Origin of the sequence: Mesobacillus sp. S13 (genome assembly GCF_020422885.1) — a bacterium.
In the GTDB taxonomy this organism is placed as follows: domain Bacteria; phylum Bacillota; class Bacilli; order Bacillales; family Cytobacillaceae; genus Mesobacillus; species Mesobacillus selenatarsenatis_A.
Map to the genome: position 1 here is coordinate 676125 of NZ_CP084622.1, position 19448 is coordinate 695572.

The 19448-nt window shown below is 43.6% G+C and carries 20 protein-coding genes; 14 read left to right on the plus strand and 6 right to left on the minus strand.

What is annotated here, in order from left to right; translation table 11 throughout:
• Positions 1-14: 14 nt before the first annotated feature.
• From LGO15_RS03510 to LGO15_RS03560, 11 genes are all read left to right on the plus strand, one after another.
• Complete coding sequence (locus LGO15_RS03510) at positions 15-713, plus strand: ABC transporter ATP-binding protein (RefSeq protein ID WP_167833429.1); 699 nt, start codon at positions 15-17, stop codon at positions 711-713.
• A 130-nt stretch (positions 714-843) separates the two neighbouring features.
• Positions 844-1623 carry an ABC transporter ATP-binding protein gene (locus LGO15_RS03515; RefSeq protein WP_167833430.1) on the plus strand — a complete coding sequence of 260 codons (780 nt, stop codon included), beginning with the start codon at positions 844-846 and terminating at the stop codon, positions 1621-1623.
• A 2-nt stretch (positions 1624-1625) separates the two neighbouring features.
• The gene (locus LGO15_RS03520; protein WP_226086768.1) at positions 1626-3239 is read left to right on the plus strand and encodes a hypothetical protein; all 1614 of its coding nucleotides are present in this window, start codon (positions 1626-1628) and stop codon (positions 3237-3239) included.
• Positions 3240-3332: 93 nt separating this feature from the next.
• Positions 3333-3746: a hypothetical protein gene (locus tag LGO15_RS03525; RefSeq protein ID WP_226086769.1), complete on the plus strand. Its 414-nt coding sequence runs from the start codon at positions 3333-3335 to the stop codon at positions 3744-3746.
• Between the two features lie 227 nt (positions 3747-3973).
• Positions 3974-4534, plus strand: coding sequence for a TetR/AcrR family transcriptional regulator (locus tag LGO15_RS03530; protein WP_226086770.1), 561 nt, complete (start codon positions 3974-3976; stop codon positions 4532-4534).
• A gap of 68 nt (positions 4535-4602) precedes the next feature.
• Positions 4603-5448: an SDR family oxidoreductase gene (locus LGO15_RS03535; RefSeq protein ID WP_167833434.1), complete on the plus strand. Its 846-nt coding sequence runs from the start codon at positions 4603-4605 to the stop codon at positions 5446-5448.
• Between the two features lie 145 nt (positions 5449-5593).
• Positions 5594-6505 (plus strand): ABC transporter ATP-binding protein, encoded by a 912-nt coding sequence (locus LGO15_RS03540; protein ID WP_167833435.1) that lies wholly within the window; start codon positions 5594-5596, stop codon positions 6503-6505.
• A complete protein-coding gene (locus LGO15_RS03545; RefSeq protein WP_167833436.1) occupies positions 6506-7456 on the plus strand; it encodes an ABC transporter permease in 951 nt (316 codons plus the stop codon).
• 75 nt (positions 7457-7531) lie between these two features.
• Positions 7532-8233 carry a response regulator transcription factor gene (locus LGO15_RS03550; RefSeq protein ID WP_167833437.1) on the plus strand — a complete coding sequence of 234 codons (702 nt, stop codon included), beginning with the start codon at positions 7532-7534 and terminating at the stop codon, positions 8231-8233.
• Positions 8230-9612, plus strand: a complete 1383-nt coding sequence (locus tag LGO15_RS03555) for a sensor histidine kinase (protein ID WP_226086771.1) — start codon at positions 8230-8232, stop codon at positions 9610-9612. The genes LGO15_RS03550 and LGO15_RS03555 overlap by 4 nt, the downstream gene beginning before the upstream one ends.
• 122 nt (positions 9613-9734) lie before the next feature.
• Positions 9735-10478, plus strand: a complete 744-nt coding sequence (locus LGO15_RS03560) for a class I SAM-dependent methyltransferase (RefSeq protein WP_413231390.1) — start codon at positions 9735-9737, stop codon at positions 10476-10478.
• Between the two features lie 552 nt (positions 10479-11030).
• Here LGO15_RS03560 and LGO15_RS03565 read toward each other — a convergent pair.
• Positions 11031-12206 (minus strand): IS256 family transposase, encoded by a 1176-nt coding sequence (locus LGO15_RS03565; protein WP_226085015.1) that lies wholly within the window; start codon positions 12204-12206, stop codon positions 11031-11033.
• Positions 12207-12554: 348 nt separating this feature from the next.
• Here LGO15_RS03565 and LGO15_RS03570 point away from each other — a divergent pair, with 348 nt between their 5' ends.
• The 3 genes from LGO15_RS03570 (at position 12555) to LGO15_RS03580 (ending at position 15228) form a co-directional block, all read left to right on the plus strand.
• Entirely contained in the window at positions 12555-13286 is a 732-nt protein-coding gene (locus LGO15_RS03570; RefSeq protein WP_226086773.1) for a YwaF family protein, read from the plus strand.
• 128 nt (positions 13287-13414) lie between these two features.
• Positions 13415-14368, plus strand: a complete 954-nt coding sequence (locus LGO15_RS03575; RefSeq protein ID WP_226086774.1) for a sensor domain-containing diguanylate cyclase — start codon at positions 13415-13417, stop codon at positions 14366-14368.
• Between the two features lie 242 nt (positions 14369-14610).
• The gene (locus tag LGO15_RS03580) at positions 14611-15228 is read left to right on the plus strand and encodes an acetate uptake transporter (protein WP_167833441.1); all 618 of its coding nucleotides are present in this window, start codon (positions 14611-14613) and stop codon (positions 15226-15228) included.
• 53 nt (positions 15229-15281) lie between these two features.
• Here LGO15_RS03580 and LGO15_RS03585 read toward each other — a convergent pair whose 3' ends face one another.
• The 5 genes from LGO15_RS03585 to LGO15_RS03605 all read right to left on the minus strand — a co-directional run bounded on the left by LGO15_RS03585 (position 15282) and on the right by LGO15_RS03605 (position 19343).
• Complete coding sequence (locus LGO15_RS03585) at positions 15282-15425, minus strand: hypothetical protein (protein ID WP_226086775.1); 144 nt, start codon at positions 15423-15425, stop codon at positions 15282-15284.
• Positions 15426-15794: 369 nt separating this feature from the next.
• Complete coding sequence (locus LGO15_RS03590; RefSeq protein ID WP_226086776.1) at positions 15795-16427, minus strand: class F sortase; 633 nt, start codon at positions 16425-16427, stop codon at positions 15795-15797.
• 63 nt (positions 16428-16490) lie between these two features.
• Positions 16491-17837, minus strand: coding sequence for a copper amine oxidase (locus tag LGO15_RS03595; protein WP_226086777.1), 1347 nt, complete (start codon positions 17835-17837; stop codon positions 16491-16493).
• 143 nt (positions 17838-17980) lie between these two features.
• Positions 17981-18784 carry an anti-sigma factor gene (locus tag LGO15_RS03600; RefSeq protein WP_226086778.1) on the minus strand — a complete coding sequence of 268 codons (804 nt, stop codon included), beginning with the start codon at positions 18782-18784 and terminating at the stop codon, positions 17981-17983.
• Positions 18771-19343, minus strand: a complete 573-nt coding sequence (locus tag LGO15_RS03605; protein ID WP_226086779.1) for an RNA polymerase sigma factor — start codon at positions 19341-19343, stop codon at positions 18771-18773. The genes LGO15_RS03600 and LGO15_RS03605 overlap by 14 nt, the downstream gene beginning before the upstream one ends.
• Positions 19344-19448 lie beyond the last annotated feature (105 nt).

A 19448-nucleotide genomic window follows, 5' to 3' on the forward strand; every position in this document is an offset into this window, starting at 1 on the left:
AAGGAGATGGAAAAATGAGCGCATTATTAGCATTTCAGAACATCAGTTACTGGTACAAGCAGGAAAATAAAAGGCAGGAAATACTCAAAAACATTAATGTCGACTTTGACAGGGGGACCTTTTACACAATCATAGGCCCTTCAGGTTCGGGCAAGACAACCTTCCTGGCCCTTGCCAGCGCATTGGATGTGCCAAAGGAAGGCACTGTTTTATTCGAAGGGAAGGATATCAAGAAAATCGGGCTCACCAAATTTCGCAATAAGTATGTTTCGATTGTCTTTCAATCTTACAATCTTCTTCCTTATATGACCGCATTGCAGAACGTCACGACCGCGATGGAAATCACCGGGGCAAGCCATAAGAATAAAAAGGAATTTGCCTTGAGCATGCTCGAGCGGGTGGGAATCACCGCTCAACAGGCGAAGCAAAAGGTGCTGACCTTAAGCGGCGGACAGCAGCAGCGTGTTTCGATTGCCCGTGCACTTTGCTGTGATACCGACTTGATTGTCGCGGATGAACCGACCGGCAACCTGGACGAAAATACTGCACTTGAAATTGTGAAATTGTTTCAGGACTTGGCCCATCATGAAGGGAAATGCGTGATTGTCGTGACACATGACCAAAACATCGCAAACATGTCGGACATTACAGTTAAACTGTCAAAAGGGAATATTTCTCTGACCAATAGAGATCAACTCGTGACGAATAGCTAGCCATGCAGAAAAACCCTAATCTAAAATTAGGGTTTTTCTGCATGATACCCCAGATGCCATTCCAGTATTTTACTACTATGATAGAATGGGAATATGGTATTTTGAACCATTTTTAAAAGGGGGGAGAGTCATGTCTTCGGAGGTATTATTGATTAACGGCCTGACAAAATCGTATGGCAGCAAAGAGGTGCTGAAAGGCATCGATTTAAAGGTTAATAGTGGAGAAATCATTGGATATATAGGGCCGAATGGCGCGGGAAAAAGTACGACGGTAAAACTGATGCTCGGTCTTGAAGAAGGATATTCCGGCAAGATTGAGATTTTTGGGAAGGATATCGCCGGACAGGGCGGCGACTATAAACAGAGAATCGGTTACATTCCCGAAACGTCGGAAATGTATGATTCGCTAACGGCCCAGGAGTATTTGACGTTCGTTGCCGAGCTGTATGGCATGGATTATGACGATGCCGACCGGAAAGCGGAGCAGCTGTTTGATGTGTTTGGCCTGAGTGATGTCTACCATTCGCGGATCTCATCCTTTTCCAAAGGGATGAGACAGAAGACGCTGATTGTATCTAGTTTCTTACATAACCCCGATTTGCTGTTCCTGGATGAACCGTTGACTGGCCTGGATGCAAATAGTGTGATGGTGTTCAAAGAAATCCTTGCCCGGTTCGCAGCTGAGGGGAAGACGATTTTTTATTCGTCCCATATCATGGATGTCGTTGAGAAGATCAGCAACCGGATTGTCCTGCTGCACGGCGGCCATATTGTGGCGAATGGAAGTTTTGAAGAATTGAAGTCTCAGAGCAAGGCGGGTTCGCTGGAGAATATTTTCAACCAGATGACCGGTTTCCATGAGCATGAGGACCGTGCCGCTGAATTTGTATCCATTGTCAGGGAGGGGTGACGATGGAGAACTTTTTCATATTAAAGCTGCTTGATTTGTTCAAACCTCTCTTTTTAAAAATGGGTGTAGAGTACAAGACGATGCGGCGGATTCTTCAGGTCAAGCTGACAATGGACCAGCGCCGCAAGCCGACCGTGTTCAATCAATCCCGAAAGAAGAAGGATAAGCCGGAGACGAATGAGTTTTTCAAGTCTTTGTGGATCTATGGCTTGTTTGGTTTGATGCTGATCCCGTTTTTATTTTTAAATGATAACTATCTGTTCCAGGTATCCATCCTGTTCAGTATCTTCATGTTCATCATCATGACGACACTGATTTCCGATTTTTCATCGGTGCTGCTCGACTTGCGGGATAAAAGTGTCCTCGACACCAAGCCAGTCAAGTCAAAGACAGTGAGTATGGCGAAATTGCTGCATGTGACGATTTATTTGCTGTACATCACCCTTGCCACAACAATGATTCCATTGGTAGTCAGCGTAATCTTTAAAGGGATTTTATTCACAGGCCTGCTGCTCGTTTCATTTGCGCTGGCCGATGTCTTCATCATCGCGTTCACGGCGCTGCTGTATTTATTCATTTTGCGATATTTTGACGGTGAAAAGCTAAAGGATATCATCAACTATGTCCAGATTGCCTTATCTGTTGGGGTCATGATTGGCTACCAGGTCGTGGCGCGTTCTTTTGAATTGGTGAATCTAGACTATCATCTGGATTTCGCCTGGTGGCAGCTGTTGCTTCCGCCCATGTGGTTTGCCGGCCTATTCGATGTCCTGCTAGGGGACAACAGGAGTTTCGGCAATCTGATTTTGACCCTTTTAGCTGTGCTTGGACCTATTGTTTCCATCCTTTTGTATGTGAAAATGATTCCGGACTTCGAACGCAATTTGCAAAAGCTGACCGCTCAGACCGGCAAGAAAAAAGCAAGCGGCATGTGGAAGGTCTTTCGTTCCTTGCCTTTCTTTATCTCCAAAGAGGAGCTGCCATTTTTCCGGTTCACGAGGATCATGATGAAAAACGAGCGCGATTTCAAGCTGAAGGTGTATCCTTCCCTCGGGTTTGCCGTCGTGATTCCGTTTGTGTTCATGTTCAACGGCTATGGAATGATGAGTTTTGAGGAATTCAGGGCGAGCAGCTATTATTTGACCATCTACTCAGTCATGCTGGTCATCCCGGCATCCGTCATTATGCTTGCGCATTCCGGTTCCTATAAAGGGGGATGGATTTATCAAGTCTCACCGCTGAAAAATCCTTTCATTCTTAATAAAGCGGCATTGAAGGCATTCCTTTTCCAGCTATTTTTGCCATTGTTCCTGCTGGTATCGATCATATTTAGCTTTCTGTTCGGGCTGAGAGTCCTTGATGACCTGCTTGCCGTATTAGTGGCAGCGTTGATTTTTACAGTGCTCTGCTATCTCGCAGGAGAAAAGGAACTAGCCTTTTCACAGCCATTTGACGCCGTAAAGCAAAGTGGGGATATCAGGTTGTTCCTGCTGATGTTAATCATCCCCGTCTTCGTGGGGCTGCACTATTTAGCGTTGAAGGTGCCATTCGGAGCTATGGGTTATGTTGTTCTGCTGCTTGTATTGAATTTGCTGTTATGGAAGAGGTTGAAATGAAGAGAGAGGGCGGTACCCTGTGAGTCTTTCTCATAGGACCGTTTTCCATTTTACTTAGGATAAGTAAGTTTCTTGTCTCGAAGGAGAACCATCATGAAGTACTTTTTTAGAGTAAATGCCATCAGTATTTTGTACGCTCTAATGGTGTTTTTCCCAGTTGAACTTATGGTGAATGTATATCGAATAAACAGGTTAACAAACTGGAGAGTTGATACGGTCAATCTTTTGACTGGCGTAATGATTCTATTTGAAATAACAGCTGGCTCACTTCTGATGATTTCTTTAACAAATAAGTGGCTGGGCAGAAGAAAGGCGAACTATTGGACCATTGTCCTGTGGATACCTTATTTTGTGCTTTTTCTGTATATATTCGCTTCATTATTTCCAATCACTTATGGTGGAGATGACCCGAATCCTGTAACTGGTTTATTCATCATAGGGGGATTGCTCGCACATCCATTGTATATTTTCCTGCTCAACTTGTTCGTGATCACAGCTGATGAATAATACCATCAAAGCATGGGAATTGAACTGCCACGTAAATGTTAGTATTTTAGTCTGACAATAACGGGACAGTTCAGGTCCTGTGCTTCTTTTTTTTACATCATTGGGCCGTAAAAAACTGGATTATCCATAAGTGACAAGCGCTTTGTCGCGATTGACACAATGTTTTCACCATTGCTTATGTTATATGTAGACCGATTGTTATAATATAAAAATGTGGGGTGAGTGATGTGAAGGAGACTTCTAAGGATAAATTAATCAGCACGGCATCACGGCTGTTTCAGCTGCAGGGTTACCATGGTACCGGACTGAATCATATTTTAAAAGAAAGCGGTGCTCCGAAGGGTTCTTTATACTATTACTTTCCTGATGGAAAGGAACAGCTTGCGGTTGAGTCTGTGGAATTGACTGCTGAGCATGTCAGGGAACGCATTAAGCGCGGGTTGGATCAAAAAACAGATGCCGCTGAAGCGATTCAGGACTTTATTGAAAAAATGGCAGAACAATATCAACATGATGCCATCCAAGAAGGAGTCCCCATTGCAGCAGTCGCACTTGAGACCGCTCTTTTCAGCGAACGAATTCGAAAAGCCTGCCAAAATGGCTATGAGAGTTTCCAGCAAGTGTTTACCGACAAATTGCTTGAATCGGGATATGAAGAAGACAGGGCGAGAGAACTTGGAATAGTCATCAACAGCATGATTGAGGGAGCTTCTCTGCTATCTTTTACAATGGGTAACAATGAACCGCTGTTATTGGCGGCTAAAAATATTCCGGCACTCTTGAAGTGAGTAGTGCTGGGATTTTTTGAAAAGTGAATTATATAGACTGGTCTACAAAAATGATAAGGTGGATGAACATGACAATATTAGTGACTGGTTTCAATGGCAAGGTTGGTTATGAAGTAGCGGAGAAATTAAAGGACAGGGAAGTCTCAATGAAATGTGGTGTCCGGAATGTGGACCGGGCAAGGGAGCGGCATGGTTCAGCGTTCGATTTTGTCGCCCTCGATTTTTCAAAGCCAGATACTTTCGAGGAGGCGTTGGAAGGAATTAATGGGATTTTCCTGATGTACCCGCCTGGAGAGCGTATCGAGTTTGAAGCCTTTATCACACTGGCCAAGCAGAAGGGCGTCCGCCATATTGTCTACCTTTCAGTGAAGGACGTCCAATTCATGCCATTCATCCACCATTTTAAAAATGAAAAATTAATAAAAAAGGCTGGAATTCCTTATACATTTTTGCGGGCAGGCTACTTCATGCAAAATTTGAATGACTTCTTACTCAAAGAGCTAAAAGAGCGAAAACGCATCTTTGTGCCTGCAGGAAATGGGAAGACGAGCTTTGTCGATGCCAGGGATATTGCCGAGGTTGCGGCGATTGCCTTGACTGATCCGACAGGGCACAGCAATAAAAATTACGTCATCACCGGAAAGGAAGCGCTGGATTTTTATGAAGTGGCCAGGATCATGTCAGAAGTGATGAATACGAAGGTTGAGTACTCTAACCCTTCCGTAAAAGAGTTTAAAGATTATATGATCTCTACGGGAAATGATGAGAGTTTTATCAATGTGGTTGCCGGCATCCACATGCCGACGAAATTGGGCCTGGCAAAAGGCATAAAGCATGACTTTGAAAAGGTAACTGGGAAGGAACCATTAAGCATCAGGAAGTATATCGAGGATTACAAAGAAGTATGGCTTTAGGGATTTTTAAAAAATTCTTCAGAATGGAGAGTGACCAATGGGCGCTCTCTTTTTTTGTGCATTTTAATCATTTATTAATAATTTCATAAGAGCATTTTAGGTTTTTGTTGGCAGAATAAAGAATGTAAAAGGGAGGCAATGACCTATGAAAAAGCCGATTGTGGAGATAAAGAATTTAAAGAAAGTGATTGGAGATAAAACGATTATCCATGGAATCAGCATGGATGTGTTTCCTGGTGAGGTGTTTGGGTTCCTGGGGCCGAATGGTGCGGGGAAGACGACGACAATCCGGATGATGGTCGGGTTGATGGGAATCACGGAAGGTGAAGTGCTAATCAATGGTTACAGCATACAGAAAAACTTTGAGAAGGCGATTTCGCATGTTGGCGGAATCATTGAAAATCCAGAGATGTATAAGTTCCTTTCAGGTTATGATAATTTGCTTCAATATGCGCGGATGCTGCCGGTTCCGGTGAAGAAGGAAAGAATCAATGAAATCGTGAAGCTGGTCGGGCTCGAGAAGCGAATCCATGAAAAGGTGAAGGGCTATTCGCTCGGAATGAGGCAGAGGCTCGGACTCGCACAGGCCTTATTGCATTCTCCGGCTTTATTGATCCTTGATGAGCCGACAAACGGCCTGGACCCTGCCGGAATCAGGGAAATCCGCACATATATAAGGAAGATTGCCCATGAGGAAGGAATCGCTGTGTTTGTATCCAGCCACATGCTTTCGGAAATGCAAATGATGTGTGACCGGATTGGCATCATCCAGGATGGCCATCTGGTGAGTGTGGAAAGTGTCGGGGAATTTGTTGGAGATAAGGTGAACACGGTGATTGAAGTGGAACCGCTTGAAAAAGCCAAGGAGTTTATTGAAAATACACTTCCTGAACTCAATCCGAAGATTAATGGGAATGAGCTGCAGGTTTCTGCCAGCCGTGAAAACATACCAGCACTTGTTAAGGCGCTTGCGGAAAATGAATTCAGTATCTATAAAATCTCTTCCGGGAATAAGACATTGGAGGAAAAATTCCTGGAAATGACGGAGGGGAAATAAATGAGCCATTTTTTCAGATTGGTGCATAATGAGAATATAAAAATATATAAGCGGGCGGGAACATGGGTGATGATCGGGATCATGGTTCTCGTCGTGGCCCTTGTTGGTATTTTTACAAAGTTTGTGTTGGATCCTGGCGGAAATGCTGATTGGAAGGCTCAGCTGAGCGCTGAGAATGCACAGTTGACAGAAAGTGTAGAGTCGACGCCAATGCTTGAAGCGCAAAAGCGAATGATGAAAGAAAGGATTGCCTTGAATGAGTATCGGATCGAAAATGATGTTGCACCAATCGAACGGGATTCACTTTGGGGCTATATGGTGGATGCGACGACATTCACCGGAATCGCGGCTTTGTTCACGATTGTGATTGCCGCTGGAATGGTGGCGAGTGAATTTTCCTGGGGAACCGTCAAGCTGTTGCTCATTCGCCCGGTCAGCAGGACGAAAATCCTTCTGGCAAAATACGCGTCGACCTTGATGTTCGCACTCTTAATGCTACTATTATTGTTCAGCGCATCCTTTCTGTTTGGAACCCTCTTTTTCGGGCTCGGCGGTGCAGAAACACCATACCTGGCCTATAGCAATGGACAGGTCGTCGAGCAGAATATGGTCACCCATATCATCCAGCTGTTTGGCTTCAGGAGCATCGACCTTGTCATGATGGTGACTCTTGCTTTCATGATTTCGACCGTCTTCCGGAGCAGCTCGCTCGCGATTGGGATTTCTTTGTTCCTTATGTTTACGGGACCGCAGCTCGTCCAGCTTTTAAGCCAGTACGACTGGGCAAAATTTATCCTGTTCGCGAACACGGACTTGCAGCAGTACACAACGGGCACACCGCTTGTTGAAGGAATGACGATGACGTTTTCCATTGTCATGCTGTTGATTTACTTCGCGTTGTTCGCTTTTCTGTCACTGTACATTTTTAAAAAGCGTGACGTTGCGGCTTAAGCTTAACTATGGTATGAAAGAGGAAACCGCTTTTGTGGTTTCCTTTCATTTTTTTAAAATAGGGCGGTAATGAGCATGGAAGAAGATTTGATTCTGATTGTTGAAGATGAACGGGAAATTGCCGAGCTTGTCTCCGATTATCTGGAGGCGGAGGGCTTCGGCAGTATTTTGGCTTATGATGGGCTTGACGGGTTAAACCAATTCAATGAACATCAGCCAACGGTGGCGGTGCTAGATGTGATGCTGCCAAAAATGGACGGCATCGAGCTTTGCCGCAGGATCAGGGCGGAGTCGAATATTCCGATTATCATCATGAGTGCGAAGAAGAGCGATACCGACAAGATTATCGGACTCGGAATTGGCGCGGATGATTATGTGACCAAACCGTTCAGTCCGGGAGAGCTTGTTGCCAGGATAAAAGCGCAACTTCGGCGGTTCAAGCATTTGTCTGTGCAAAAAGAGCCGGAGAAGGTAATTAGGTTCCCGGGACTTGAGATTAATTTAAAAGAATACACAGTGTTTTCTGCTGGAAATCAGGTCGAGCTTTCGGCCAAAGAGTTCCAGCTGCTTGCGTTCATGGCAGGCAATAAAGGGCAGGTATTCACAAAAGAACAGCTGCTCGAGAATGTCTGGGGATACCAGCATGTGGGCGATACGAACACGATCACTGTGTATGTGCGAAAGCTGCGCGAGAAGATTGAATCAGACCCGTCAGAACCACAATATATAAAAACGGTCTGGGGAATAGGCTATAAATTCGATGGTGGAAACACATGAGATGGGGGTTGAAGCCGCGGCTGATCTTCGCTTTCATCAGCATTATCGTGCTGCCGATTGTGGCATCGATTTTATTTATAACTTTATTTTCTTCAGGTGTGGAACAACAATCAGGGAATGAGGATGAACTGAATATTCTCCTGTCTGAGGTCAAAAGAACGATTCACGAGAATGCTGATTATCTGGCAGAACCGGCTTTCTTTTACGAAAAGATAAGGCCGCTCCTGAAAAAATATGATATTGAGCTGACGGTTTTTTCCGCTGAAGGAGCTCCGGTATTTAATTCTGCCGCACATCAAAAACGTGGCGATGCATCTATATGGCCGGATAGGCTTGGGAAGTTTACTGTAGACATACTGACCGAAGAACAGGGGGAATTGTCTGCGGAAATCCAGGCCAATTCTTTCTCTGTGCCGCCATTCAGGCAGTTTCAAGAAATGATCTATGCCGTTCTTGGCGGGGTTGCGATCGGGCTGACAGTACTGGCCGCTCTCATTTTGCTGTGGACCTGGTTTATCTCCAGGACGGTCCTTCATCCTTTAAAGGAAATATATCATGCGACTGAGGAAGTCATTGAAGGGAACCTGGATTATAAAATCAGATACGGAAAACAGGACGAAATCGGCCGGTTCATACAGGGCTTTAACCTGATGCGTGAGCACCTGAAAAAATCGATCGAGCAAAGGCAGCAATATGAACGGTCGCGAAAGCAGCTGATTGCCAGCATATCGCATGATCTGCGCACGCCGCTTGCCTCAATCAAGGGCTATGTTGAGGGCCTTGAAGACGGAATTGCTAAAAATGAAGAGATGCAGAATAAGTATTATCGGGTCATCAAATCAAAGACCGACCAGCTGGACAGGCTCATTGAAGACTTGTTTGAGTTCTCCAAGTTCGAGCTGGAGCAGCTCTCGATTGATAAGAATCTTGTGAACAGCTCCGAGTTTTTTCAGGAAGCTTTCCACAGTGCGCAATTGGATTATCGAGGTGTAGAGCTGGTGCTGGCGGGGGCAATGCCATCGGTCAGCCTGAATATCGACAGCGGCAGGATCAAGCAGGTTATGGTGAACTTGATTGATAATGCCGTCAAGTATGGCGGGACGAAAATCATCATTAAAATCGAGGAACAGGGCAGTTTTATTCAGGTTAGCATAAAGGATAATGGACAAGGGATAAGTGCAGAAGATCTGCCAAACATCTTCAATCCATTCTTCCGCGTCGAAAAGTCGCGTTCCAGGGAATCCGGCGGCACGGGCCTTGGCCTTGCGATTGTAAAATACATCATCGAAGCACATGGCGGAGAAATCCAGGTGACAAGCGAACCTGGAAAAGGCAGCGAATTTACTTTCACTTTGCCATTGTATCTGAGGCATGGATGAAGCACGGGGACATACCCTGTGCTTTCTTTTTTGTCTGAATACTAAGTTTATTGCATGGAATAATATGTTAAAATTTGAGTGAAGTCTTAAATGAAATTGGAGCGATTGAATTGTCAATTGAGATGATCGAACAAAACAAAAAGAGCTGGAATACTGTGGCACATCATTTTAACGGGAAGGACGCTTTGCCAAGCTATGGCCCTTTTGCCCAAAGTGAAGATGAGTTAGGCCTTTTTGGCGAGCTCAAGAATAAAAAGGTCCTTGATATTGGCTGTGGCAGCGGGCATTCACTTGCCTATATGGCTGAAAAGGGAGCAAGTGAACTTTGGGGAGTGGATTTGTCAGAGAAACAAATAAGGACTGCAGAAGGAACACTTAAGGATGTAGAACACCATTTGTTCTGTGCACCAATGGAATCTGAAATTGGTTTGCCAAAACAATACTTTGACGTGGTTTACTCCATTTATGCAATCGGCTGGACATCAGACCTATCTGCTACTTTCGGACTGATCCATAACTATTTGAAGCCAGGCGGCTCCTTCATATTCAGCTGGGACCATCCGTTATATGGTCATTTGAAAAGCCAGAACGGAGAACTCTGTCTCGATGGATCCTATCAGGTCGAAGGGATGATACAATACCAAAACTTTAAAGGAGAGGAAGCGCCGGTAATCATTCCAAAAAGGAAAATGTCCACTTACATAAATGAATTAATCAAAGCAGGTTTTACGATTGAGTCTGTGATTGAAAGCGAAGTGTCATCTGAATTTGATGGCGTGGATGAGGAAGTGTCCGATCGTTACTATTCTTTATATAAGGCTAGAAGATTCCCGTCAACGATGATCATTAAATCTGTAAAAGGTTAATTGTATGGCAGGAATGAATGGAGACACTCGCCATTCATTGGGCTGGTGAGCCGTATGATTCTCAATCGAGCCTCGAAAGATACCCTTATGTAGAGGGAATCGGCTCCATAAGTATACGATTCCGCTCGAAAGATACCCTTATGTAAAGGAAACCAGTCGCATAAGGGTACGATTCCGCTCGAATGGTACCCTTATGTAGAGGAAATTGGTTTTATAAGGGTACGATTAGCCCCGAAAGATACCCTTATGTAAAGGAAACCAGTCGCATAAGGGTACGATTAAGTCCGAAAGATACCCTTATGTAAAGGGAGCCAGTCGCATAAGGGTACGATTCCGCTCGAAAGATACCCTTATGTAGAGGGAATTAGAGTCAAGTCCTGGTTATTGTGTAAAATTAACGGCAAGTAATCTCAACCAAACCCTTTCATTTTTTTGCGAAACTTCCATGGTTTCTTTTCTTCATCTTCGGGAAGGGATGTCAAATGGTTTTCAATTTGATATCCCTTCCCGGAGATGTAATCATCCATGATGGAAGTGGAGCTGAAAATGCGGCTAATATACCCGACCCTTTAAAGATTTCCTCTTTGAGTAGTCTGACACATGGTAATGCATCAGAACAGCGCCAACCAAACGATACGCAGATTGGGAATTAGGGAAAATACGAATCACTCTTTCTCTTCTACGAACCTCCTGGTTCAGCCGTTCCAATGAGTTGGTGCTTCGGATATGGATCCTGATAGCTTCTGGGAAATTCATATATTGTATGGTATCTTCGAAACCTTCATCTAATATAGCAAGCGCTTTTCCAAACCTTGACTCATTACTAAAACGGTTCATCAATTCATCCTTGAACCGGCGTACATCTTCAATCGTAACTGCTTCAAATACTCGCTTAATCATCATGCGGATTTCGGCTGAATCCTTTTTAGGCAATTTATCAATAATATTCCGTTTGAAATGGACATTGCATCTTTGCCAAGCAGTGCCAATAAATTCACGTTGGATGGCTTTCTGTAGTCCTTGGTGGGCATCTGAAATTATAAGTTTTGGTGATTGGAGTCCGCGTGATTTAAGCTGTTGAAAAAAACGGCTCCAGCTTTCAAAACTTTCCGTATGGTCAACACTAAGGCCAAGGATTTCACGTGTATGATTCTCTGTAATGGCTGTTGCAATATAAACAGCCTTAGATACGACACGATGGTGCTCTCGCACCTTTATATACATGGCATCTGCAAAAACGTAAGGGTAGTAGGTAGTATTCAAAGGTCGCCCAGCCCATTCATTTACAATGGGATCAAGCTTCTGTGTAAGGGATGAAACAAAGGACTTGGAAACATTCTTTCCACAAAGCTGTTCCACGATGTTGGTCACTTTCCGGGTCGAAACACCATTGACAACCATCTCCAACATGGAGAGGACCATAGCTTGATCACACCGGGCATACTTTTCGAAAACGGTGGTTGAAAATTCTCCATTACGCGTCCGTGGAACCTTTAGGGCTATATTTCCAATACTCATCAACAGCTCACGTTCATAGTAACCGTTCCGGTAGTCACGACGTTCGACAGCACGTTCATAAGGTGCAGCCTTTAAATAGTCGTCTCTTTCCTTTTCCATAAACTCATTTAATACCAACACAACGGCAGATTTAATCACCATATCAAGATTGGAATTTACAATAGCTTCTTTTAAAACATCAACATTCAGGTTAAACTGTACTTGAGTCATTTATATTCCTCTTTTCACTTGTTTATCGTGGTTGAAAACAGTGTTGCCAAGAGTGAATAAAATGACTCTTTATTTTTACACAATTATACGGACTTAATCGGGAATTAGTTTTATAAGGATACGATTAGCCCCGAAAGATACCCTTATGTAGAGGGAATCGGCTCCATAAGGATACGATTCCACTCGAAACATAGCCTTATGTAAAGGGAACCATCCCCATAAGGATACGATTCCCCCGAAAGGTCCATATAATTAATAAGATCTCCTAATCTCCACAGTCTCAAATTCAAACCTCGCGCATATATTTATAGTTAACAACATTTTAATGGACAGCGAGGTGATGACATCATGTTTTCTGTTTCGGGAATGCAGGGGTTTGAGTTGTTTTCTGCTGAGCATTTGATTACTCTTGGAATTTTCTTTGGGGTATGTCTGGGATTGGTGTTATTCAGAAACCAAATCAGGCACCATAAAAATATTTTGAAATGGACGATCTTCTGGACTCTGGTGGCATGCCAGGTTTCGCACCAGCTTTGGCTCATCCTTACCGGGCAATGGCAAATCGGCGACCTGCCTTTGCATCTGTGCTCGATGAGTTCCTTCCTGGCGATGTACCTTCTTTTAAGGAAAAGCGTAAAAGGTTTTTATGTGCTCTACTTCATTGGCAGTTTACCAGCGGTTTTAGCCATGGTTACACCTGAAATGTCTTATACCTTTCCTCATTTCGACTATATCGAATACTTCCTCAATCACTCAGTCATTCCGATTGCCGTATTGTACTTCATCCTTTTTGAAGGCTACAGAATCCCCCGCAAAGCCATTCTTTTCGCTTATCTAGTAGTGAACATCGTCGCTGTCCCAATCTTCCTTTTCAATTTCTTGTTCGATACGAATTTCTTTTACTTGGCGAGTCCGACAGAAGCTAAGACCATCCTCAGCTTTTTTGGCAGCGGGATTATGTATTATTTGAACCTTGAAGCCGCGGCACTCATCGTTTTCAGCATTACCTATATACCGATGTGGCAGCTGATAAAATCGGAAAATCGTAAAAGGTTAATCAGCACCTACTCGCAAAAATGATGGAATACCAATCTTCTTTTTTCTAAAAATCTTGCATCTTATTACTAACAAAAAATGTAATTTGAATGTATAATATAGTAAAATATTACTATACTTACAGGATTATTCAGAAGAGAAGAAGGGTGTTCATGAACGTTCTATATTTCATCTTAGGAATGGTTTTTATTTACGGTGTGTATCAGTTATGGCAGAAAATACAGCAAAGGATGAACTATTTAACGACCATTTCTAATCTGGTAGAGTACTCCAAGGATATCATTTACTACTTGGAACTGAAGCCAGTGTTTAAATACCGATATTTAAGTCCATCCATCAATTCAATCTTGAGTCCGAATATTGTTGAAGAGAGCATGAGGAACCCATATACAGCGTTTGAAAGGATTCATCCTGAAGATCTTCCAATCTTGATGAAAAAAACTTCCGGCGGGCTTGACTATAATCAACCCATCATCCAGCGCTGGAAAAATGATGCTGGTGAATATATCTGGTTCGAGGAACATGCGACACCGATTTATCAGAGAGGTGAAATCGTTGCGATCCAGGGAATCATCAGGAATATCAGTGATAAAGTTAAGCTGCAAAAACAGCTGGAATTTAAGGTTTCACATGATATTTTAACCAGTCTATACAATCGGGAATACTTTGAAACCATGATGGAGCGGTATGATCATCAGGTCAATACACCGATTTCGATTTTGGTTTTCGATTTGGATGATTTGAAGAAAATTAATGATCGATATGGCCATAAAGTGGGCGATCAGCTAATCAAGGAAGCGGCCGCCATTTTAAAAAACTTCTCGAACGATGATGTGATTGTCTCAAGAATTGGCGGTGACGAATTCGCCATATTGATGGTGAATAGCACTCCTGAGCAGGCAGAGGCTATAATGGCCGCGATTCAAAGGCAGTTTGATCATCTGAACGGCGATGGAAACAGGTTGTATAAAATTCACCTTTCCAAGGGCTATGCCTTTGGCCACACGTCAATCGGCAAAATGGAAGAATTGTTCATCGAAGCTGATAATCAGATGTACAGAGAGAAGAAGTACAATAAGAAAAATAGGTTTGCCAATTCATGGTGAAAAATGAACCTCGAGGAATTTATGCTAGATCGAAAATATTGAAGGGACGGGAGATTCAGTATCCGTCTCTTTTTCATGGTTGTTGAAATTTTTTGCAGTAGTGTTCTAGTACTAAAACGGCAGCAACTGACAAATAAATCATATTGACTACAACACTTGAATCCTATAAAGTACAAAAGTATGTTTTTAAAATGTAGAGTGCTAGAACAAGGCGCTTGCGCATTTATTTATAGGAGGCAGAAATGGATACTCAGAATCAAACACAGATTAAAATTACAACAGCAGATCCATCAGCCCTTGGCTTGTTTGGACTGGCGATGGTTACATTGGTGGCGTCTTCCCAGAAGCTTGGATTCACAGATGGCGTTTCACTCATCATTCCTTGGGCTATTTTCCTTGGCGGACTGGCACAGCTTTACGCTGCGATTCTTGATGGGAAGCATAATAATATTTTCGGGATGACAGCTTTCGGTGCGTTCGGACTCTTCTGGTTCGGTGTCGGAACGACTTGGCTGATCCAGCTCGGCTTTTTCGGTGAAAACCTCGCCGCAGATGGTGATGGGAAGCAACTGGGGATGGCCTTCATCGGTTATCTGATTTTCAGTGTATTCATGACGATTGGAGCACTTGAAACGAATAAAGTCTTATTTTTCATTTTCGTGTTGATCGACTTTTTATTCATTGGTCTTTCATTGAGTTCATTCGATATCATCCATGAGGCCTCGCATATGCTGGCGGCCGTGTCGGAACTGGGTATTGCGATCCTTTCATTCTACGGATCAGCAGCCAATGTGCTGAATACCCACTTCGGAAGGGTTGTCCTGCCAATCGGCAAGCCATTCGGGATTTTTAAGAAATAAGAGGGAAGGCACTAAGCATGACTGCTTAGTGCTTTTTTCGATACCAAGTAGGCTTAGTCCAAGAAATCACTTGCATCGATATCATCTTCACAACTTGGACAGTATAAATTATCACTTTGACTTGTTTCTAAAAGCCTGCTTCCGCATCTGGGACAACGAATATTTGTTTCCTTTGTTTCTGGTTCTAAATTGAACATTTTTCTTCCTCCTTTTCATTTGCGACAAGCATATAAAATTAATTTTTTTTTAGCAAATATGAAAAATGGAGGAAACAGGAGATAAACAGAGATTGTCACAAATCATTTTTGTCTACGTTCGAGGATTTGCATACTCTCAATTTTTGGGGTAAGCAAAAATGACGTTTTTTAGTAGAAATAATTTGATTTATAAATCCTAATGAATTGTAAACAATGTACACAATAGGGTTCTAATGTAAATATAGAGTATATGTAAAAAATGCTTGGAGTTTCTCCAAGCATTTTTCTTTGCTAACTTATAGTGAGTTTGGTTCGATATTTGTATTTAGGAGGCGGCCTTCATTCTGTCTCTAGCAGCAGTTTTATACATCAGAGACGATCATTTTCATCCTCAACCAATTTGGTATAAATAACAGTCCGTTCAGCACGTTCGGTTGTTTTGGGATCAAAGTCGCCGCTGCAGGTAATGAGGTTGAGCGTGCTGGCAAATGAGAAGCCGAAGATATCCTCGATTGGGGCATCCAGACGCGGGAAGGTTTTTTGCTCGTAGACTTCAAAGGTCAGTGTCTGGCCCTCGGCGTCCGTTACCATGATTTTGTCGCCATTTTTCAGTTTGTGAAGGTCATAGAAAACAGCAGGGCTTGTCAGGTCGTCTACATGTCCGGCGAGGACAGCATTTCCTGGAGCTCCTGGTAATGTGCCAGGCTCATACCAGCCAACATTGTCAGGGTTTTTCGGAACATCCATGCGACCGTCCTTCAAGGTGCCTACTTGTTCAATCTGTGTTTTGACACTGATTGCAGGAATTTCAATTGTCACAGGAACGATCCCTGTCCGGTTATCTTTAATGATTTCAACCTTTGATTCTGAGGAAGGGACAGATACAGAAGCCACTTGCTGCTCATTATTTGGAGCTTGAGTTTCTTCTGCCGTTTCAGCACCGAGTTGGCTTGAGCAGCCTGCCATTATCAGTGCAGCAACTATTATAAGAATTTTTTTCAAATGAATCACCTCAGTAAAAAGTCAGAAGAGAGAAGGGGAGATTCCTTCTCTCAATCTAGCTTATTATTTTTTGTCAGCAGCGAGACGTCGAACAGTTACGAATCCTGCAGCGGCTATCGCCAGAATGGCTGAGATTAGGATCGCCTCAAATGGAAGTCCTTGGGAAGCAGTGCCGCCCATTCCAGTCTTAGGCATTTCAGAAGGCATTTCTGCTTTGAACTTGTCAGGGAATTGGTCTACGATTGCTCCCGATAGTCCTTTTGATGTTCCAAACATATGTCCATAAGCTTCCCTAACTGAAGGGTAGGTGGTGGCGTAATCTCCAGCCGTGTAGGTATCAAAAGCTTTGATCAACTGATCAACATGCATTTGCAAGCCTTCTGCCAGGGCATCTGCTTTCAGTCTGCCATCGGTTGCACTTTCCAGGAACTTCGCAAAGGAATCCTTGTACTGGGAAAGTGCCGTCAGGGCTGCTTTTTTTGCGTCTTCATCGTTTGCGCCTGTCGCTTTTACATAATTGACAAAGTGTCCAATGTGGTCTGCCCACATCTGTTTGAATTGCTCGCCAGCTTCTGCTCCATAAACTGAAGCAATAGCTGCGCTTAAGTCTTCGGTATTGGCTGAAAGAGCCGCGGCAGATGCCTCAAAATCCTTTGAGCCGTCAATGCCGTTTTGCATCGCTGTCACGGCCAGGCCGGCATGCTCTGATAGCAAGTAGTTCAAGTCGGAGCGTAAATCAGCTGCAGGAGTGACTGCCTGATGGTTTTCAAATTTATCCGGGAATTGCATGACGATCGCATTGGAAAGTCCCTTGCTCACCATGTACATATGGTGGATCGCTTCACGTTCGTATTCATAGGCTTTTTCATAATCCCCTGCAACGTAGGCATTGAAGGCGCCGACCAGCTGGTCAACATGCATCTGCAGGCCTTCAGCCAGGGCATCGGCTTCCAGGCGTTTTTCGGTTGCGGTGGAAAGGAAGTTCGAGAAGTCTTCTTTATATTGTGCCAGTTCGTCTAGGGCCGCATTCTTTGCTGCTTCATCATTTCCTGCTGTTCCTTTGACATAGTCCACAAAGAAGCCAATGTGTGCGGACCACATATCCTTGAATTTTGCACCTGCTTCATCACCGTATACAGAGGCAATCGCTGCGCTTAAATCATCGGTGTTTCCTTGGAGGGCGGCGGCGGATTGTTCAAAGTCCTTCGCGCCATCGACGCCCTTACGCATCGTTTCAACCGCTAAATAAACATGTTCACTAAGGAGCTGGTCAAGGGTAGCTCTTAAATCGACTGCTGAATCGGATACTGTGGGAACTGCGTGATCATGGGCTGCTGCTGAGTTTGCTGCAACAGGAAGTAAGAGGGATAGGCTGAGTGGCACGGCAATCGCTGCTTTTTTAAAATTCATTATGAAATCTCTCCTTTGTTTTTGGTTTTCACTATGCTAACGGGAGAAATTTGAAGATGGATCACTTTTTTTTGAAAAAATTTAAAAAAAATGAAAAAAACCTGATCCGGAGTTCCAAAACCGGGTCAGGTTCAAATTCATTTTTATAACTGTGAAGCTAAAACAACATCACCCTTTGGCTGTTTGCTGTCAGGGGTCGGTTCGAGTGTAACTGCGATGGTGGTCCAGTTGTGCTCGCCTTCGTAATTAACCGAGTATGTGACGGCACCATTGCCTTCAGAGTTGGTACGGAAAGTTCCTGCCCTGAACTTTTCGCCAGCTTCATCAATCAGCCAAACCTGGTAGGCTTCATTGCCGGTTAATGGCTTGAGGTTGCTTGCCTGGACAACTAGGGCCATTCCTTCTTCCTTTTTGATCATGGCTGCTTCAGCATTTCCTTCATATCCTTCCGAAACTGCCAATTGAACCTGCTTTACGATTTCATCCGTTCCTTCCCGGGATGGTTCGCTGATTTCCTGGCCATTTTGGCTTAAATAAAAGTATGCGTTAGCGGATAAGGAGAGAAGCAATGACGCAGCCAGAAGGGGTTGAAGCCAACTGTAATTTCGGCGTTTGGTTTCCTTCATTTCTGCTGGTTTTTTCACTTCCTCAGTTTTTGCTGGTTTTTCAACTTCCTCAGTATCTGCTGGCTTCTCAAATTTCTCAGCTTGCTCAGCTTGCTCTTTCTCTTCAAAAACAGAAGCAAGGATTCGGTCCTTCATTCCTTTATTCGGCTCGACCAATTCTGCTGAAAAAGGAAGGTCAGCTGTCAGCATAGTCAGTTCCTCCAGCTCTTCACGGCAATCTTTGCAGGTGGCTAAATGGTTCTCAAATAATGATTTTTCCTCATCAGTCAGTGTGTTGTTAAAATAATCCAGTAAACATTCACATGCTTTATGATCGGTCATAGCTATGATCCCTCCCTTCCCTGATACCGCCTATTGTTTTATGGAGATGCTTAAGAGCCAATCGTATTCGTCCTTTAACCGTCCCCAGAGGGATCTGAAATGTATCTGCAATTTTTTGCTGTGAGAGTCCTTTAAAATAAAAAAGTTCAACAATTTGCTGCTGCTCTTCTGCCAGTTGATTGATGGCCACCCTGATCTCACTTCGTTTTTCTTTCCACTCTGCCACTTCTTCCACTGAAGGTTCAGTCGATTTCAATGCATCGCGGTCCTCAAGCTCGACATGGTTCTCATCCTTTTTACGCAGACAGTCGATTGCAGCATATCTGGTAACGGTCAATATCCATGAAGAAAATTTCCCTTTCGTTTCATCATACATTCCCGGTTTCGTCCACAGTTTAAGGAAAACATCCTGTACGATTTCCTCTGACAAATCACGCCTGCCAGTCATCCTGTATGCGAACGAAAAGAGAAGCTTTTCATATCGGTCATATAAGAGTTCAAGTGCCCGTTTATCTTTTGCCTGCAAACGTGCATAAAGCTCGATATCATGTTCGCTCATCACTTTCTCCTTCTATATGTATTTTGTAACATCATAACCTATTTAGTTAAAGATGTAATTTTAGAGTCTGCTAAGCTAACGATTTAAAAAGGAATAAAGATCACT

What these genes read in the sequence shown, in the direction of transcription:
- LGO15_RS03510 (WP_167833429.1), top strand. Translation starts at nt 15, where the DNA reads ATGAGCGCATTATTAGCATTTCAGAACATCAGTTACTGGTACAAGCAG.
- LGO15_RS03515 (WP_167833430.1), top strand. Translation starts at nt 844, where the DNA reads ATGTCTTCGGAGGTATTATTGATTAACGGCCTGACAAAATCGTATGGC.
- LGO15_RS03520 (WP_226086768.1), top strand. Translation starts at nt 1,626, where the DNA reads ATGGAGAACTTTTTCATATTAAAGCTGCTTGATTTGTTCAAACCTCTC.
- LGO15_RS03525 (WP_226086769.1), top strand. Translation starts at nt 3,333, where the DNA reads ATGAAGTACTTTTTTAGAGTAAATGCCATCAGTATTTTGTACGCTCTA.
- LGO15_RS03535 (WP_167833434.1), top strand. Translation starts at nt 4,603, where the DNA reads ATGACAATATTAGTGACTGGTTTCAATGGCAAGGTTGGTTATGAAGTA.
- LGO15_RS03540 (WP_167833435.1), top strand. Translation starts at nt 5,594, where the DNA reads ATGAAAAAGCCGATTGTGGAGATAAAGAATTTAAAGAAAGTGATTGGA.
- LGO15_RS03545 (WP_167833436.1), top strand. Translation starts at nt 6,506, where the DNA reads ATGAGCCATTTTTTCAGATTGGTGCATAATGAGAATATAAAAATATAT.
- LGO15_RS03550 (WP_167833437.1), top strand. Translation starts at nt 7,532, where the DNA reads ATGGAAGAAGATTTGATTCTGATTGTTGAAGATGAACGGGAAATTGCC.
- LGO15_RS03555 (WP_226086771.1), top strand. Translation starts at nt 8,230, where the DNA reads ATGAGATGGGGGTTGAAGCCGCGGCTGATCTTCGCTTTCATCAGCATT.
- LGO15_RS03560 (WP_413231390.1), top strand. Translation starts at nt 9,735, where the DNA reads ATGATCGAACAAAACAAAAAGAGCTGGAATACTGTGGCACATCATTTT.
- LGO15_RS03565 (WP_226085015.1), bottom strand. Translation starts at nt 12,206, where the DNA reads ATGACTCAAGTACAGTTTAACCTGAATGTTGATGTTTTAAAAGAAGCT.
- LGO15_RS03570 (WP_226086773.1), top strand. Translation starts at nt 12,555, where the DNA reads ATGTTTTCTGTTTCGGGAATGCAGGGGTTTGAGTTGTTTTCTGCTGAG.
- LGO15_RS03575 (WP_226086774.1), top strand. Translation starts at nt 13,415, where the DNA reads ATGAACGTTCTATATTTCATCTTAGGAATGGTTTTTATTTACGGTGTG.
- LGO15_RS03580 (WP_167833441.1), top strand. Translation starts at nt 14,611, where the DNA reads ATGGATACTCAGAATCAAACACAGATTAAAATTACAACAGCAGATCCA.
- LGO15_RS03585 (WP_226086775.1), bottom strand. Translation starts at nt 15,425, where the DNA reads ATGTTCAATTTAGAACCAGAAACAAAGGAAACAAATATTCGTTGTCCC.
- LGO15_RS03595 (WP_226086777.1), bottom strand. Translation starts at nt 17,837, where the DNA reads ATGAATTTTAAAAAAGCAGCGATTGCCGTGCCACTCAGCCTATCCCTC.
- LGO15_RS03600 (WP_226086778.1), bottom strand. Translation starts at nt 18,784, where the DNA reads ATGACCGATCATAAAGCATGTGAATGTTTACTGGATTATTTTAACAAC.
- LGO15_RS03605 (WP_226086779.1), bottom strand. Translation starts at nt 19,343, where the DNA reads ATGAGCGAACATGATATCGAGCTTTATGCACGTTTGCAGGCAAAAGAT.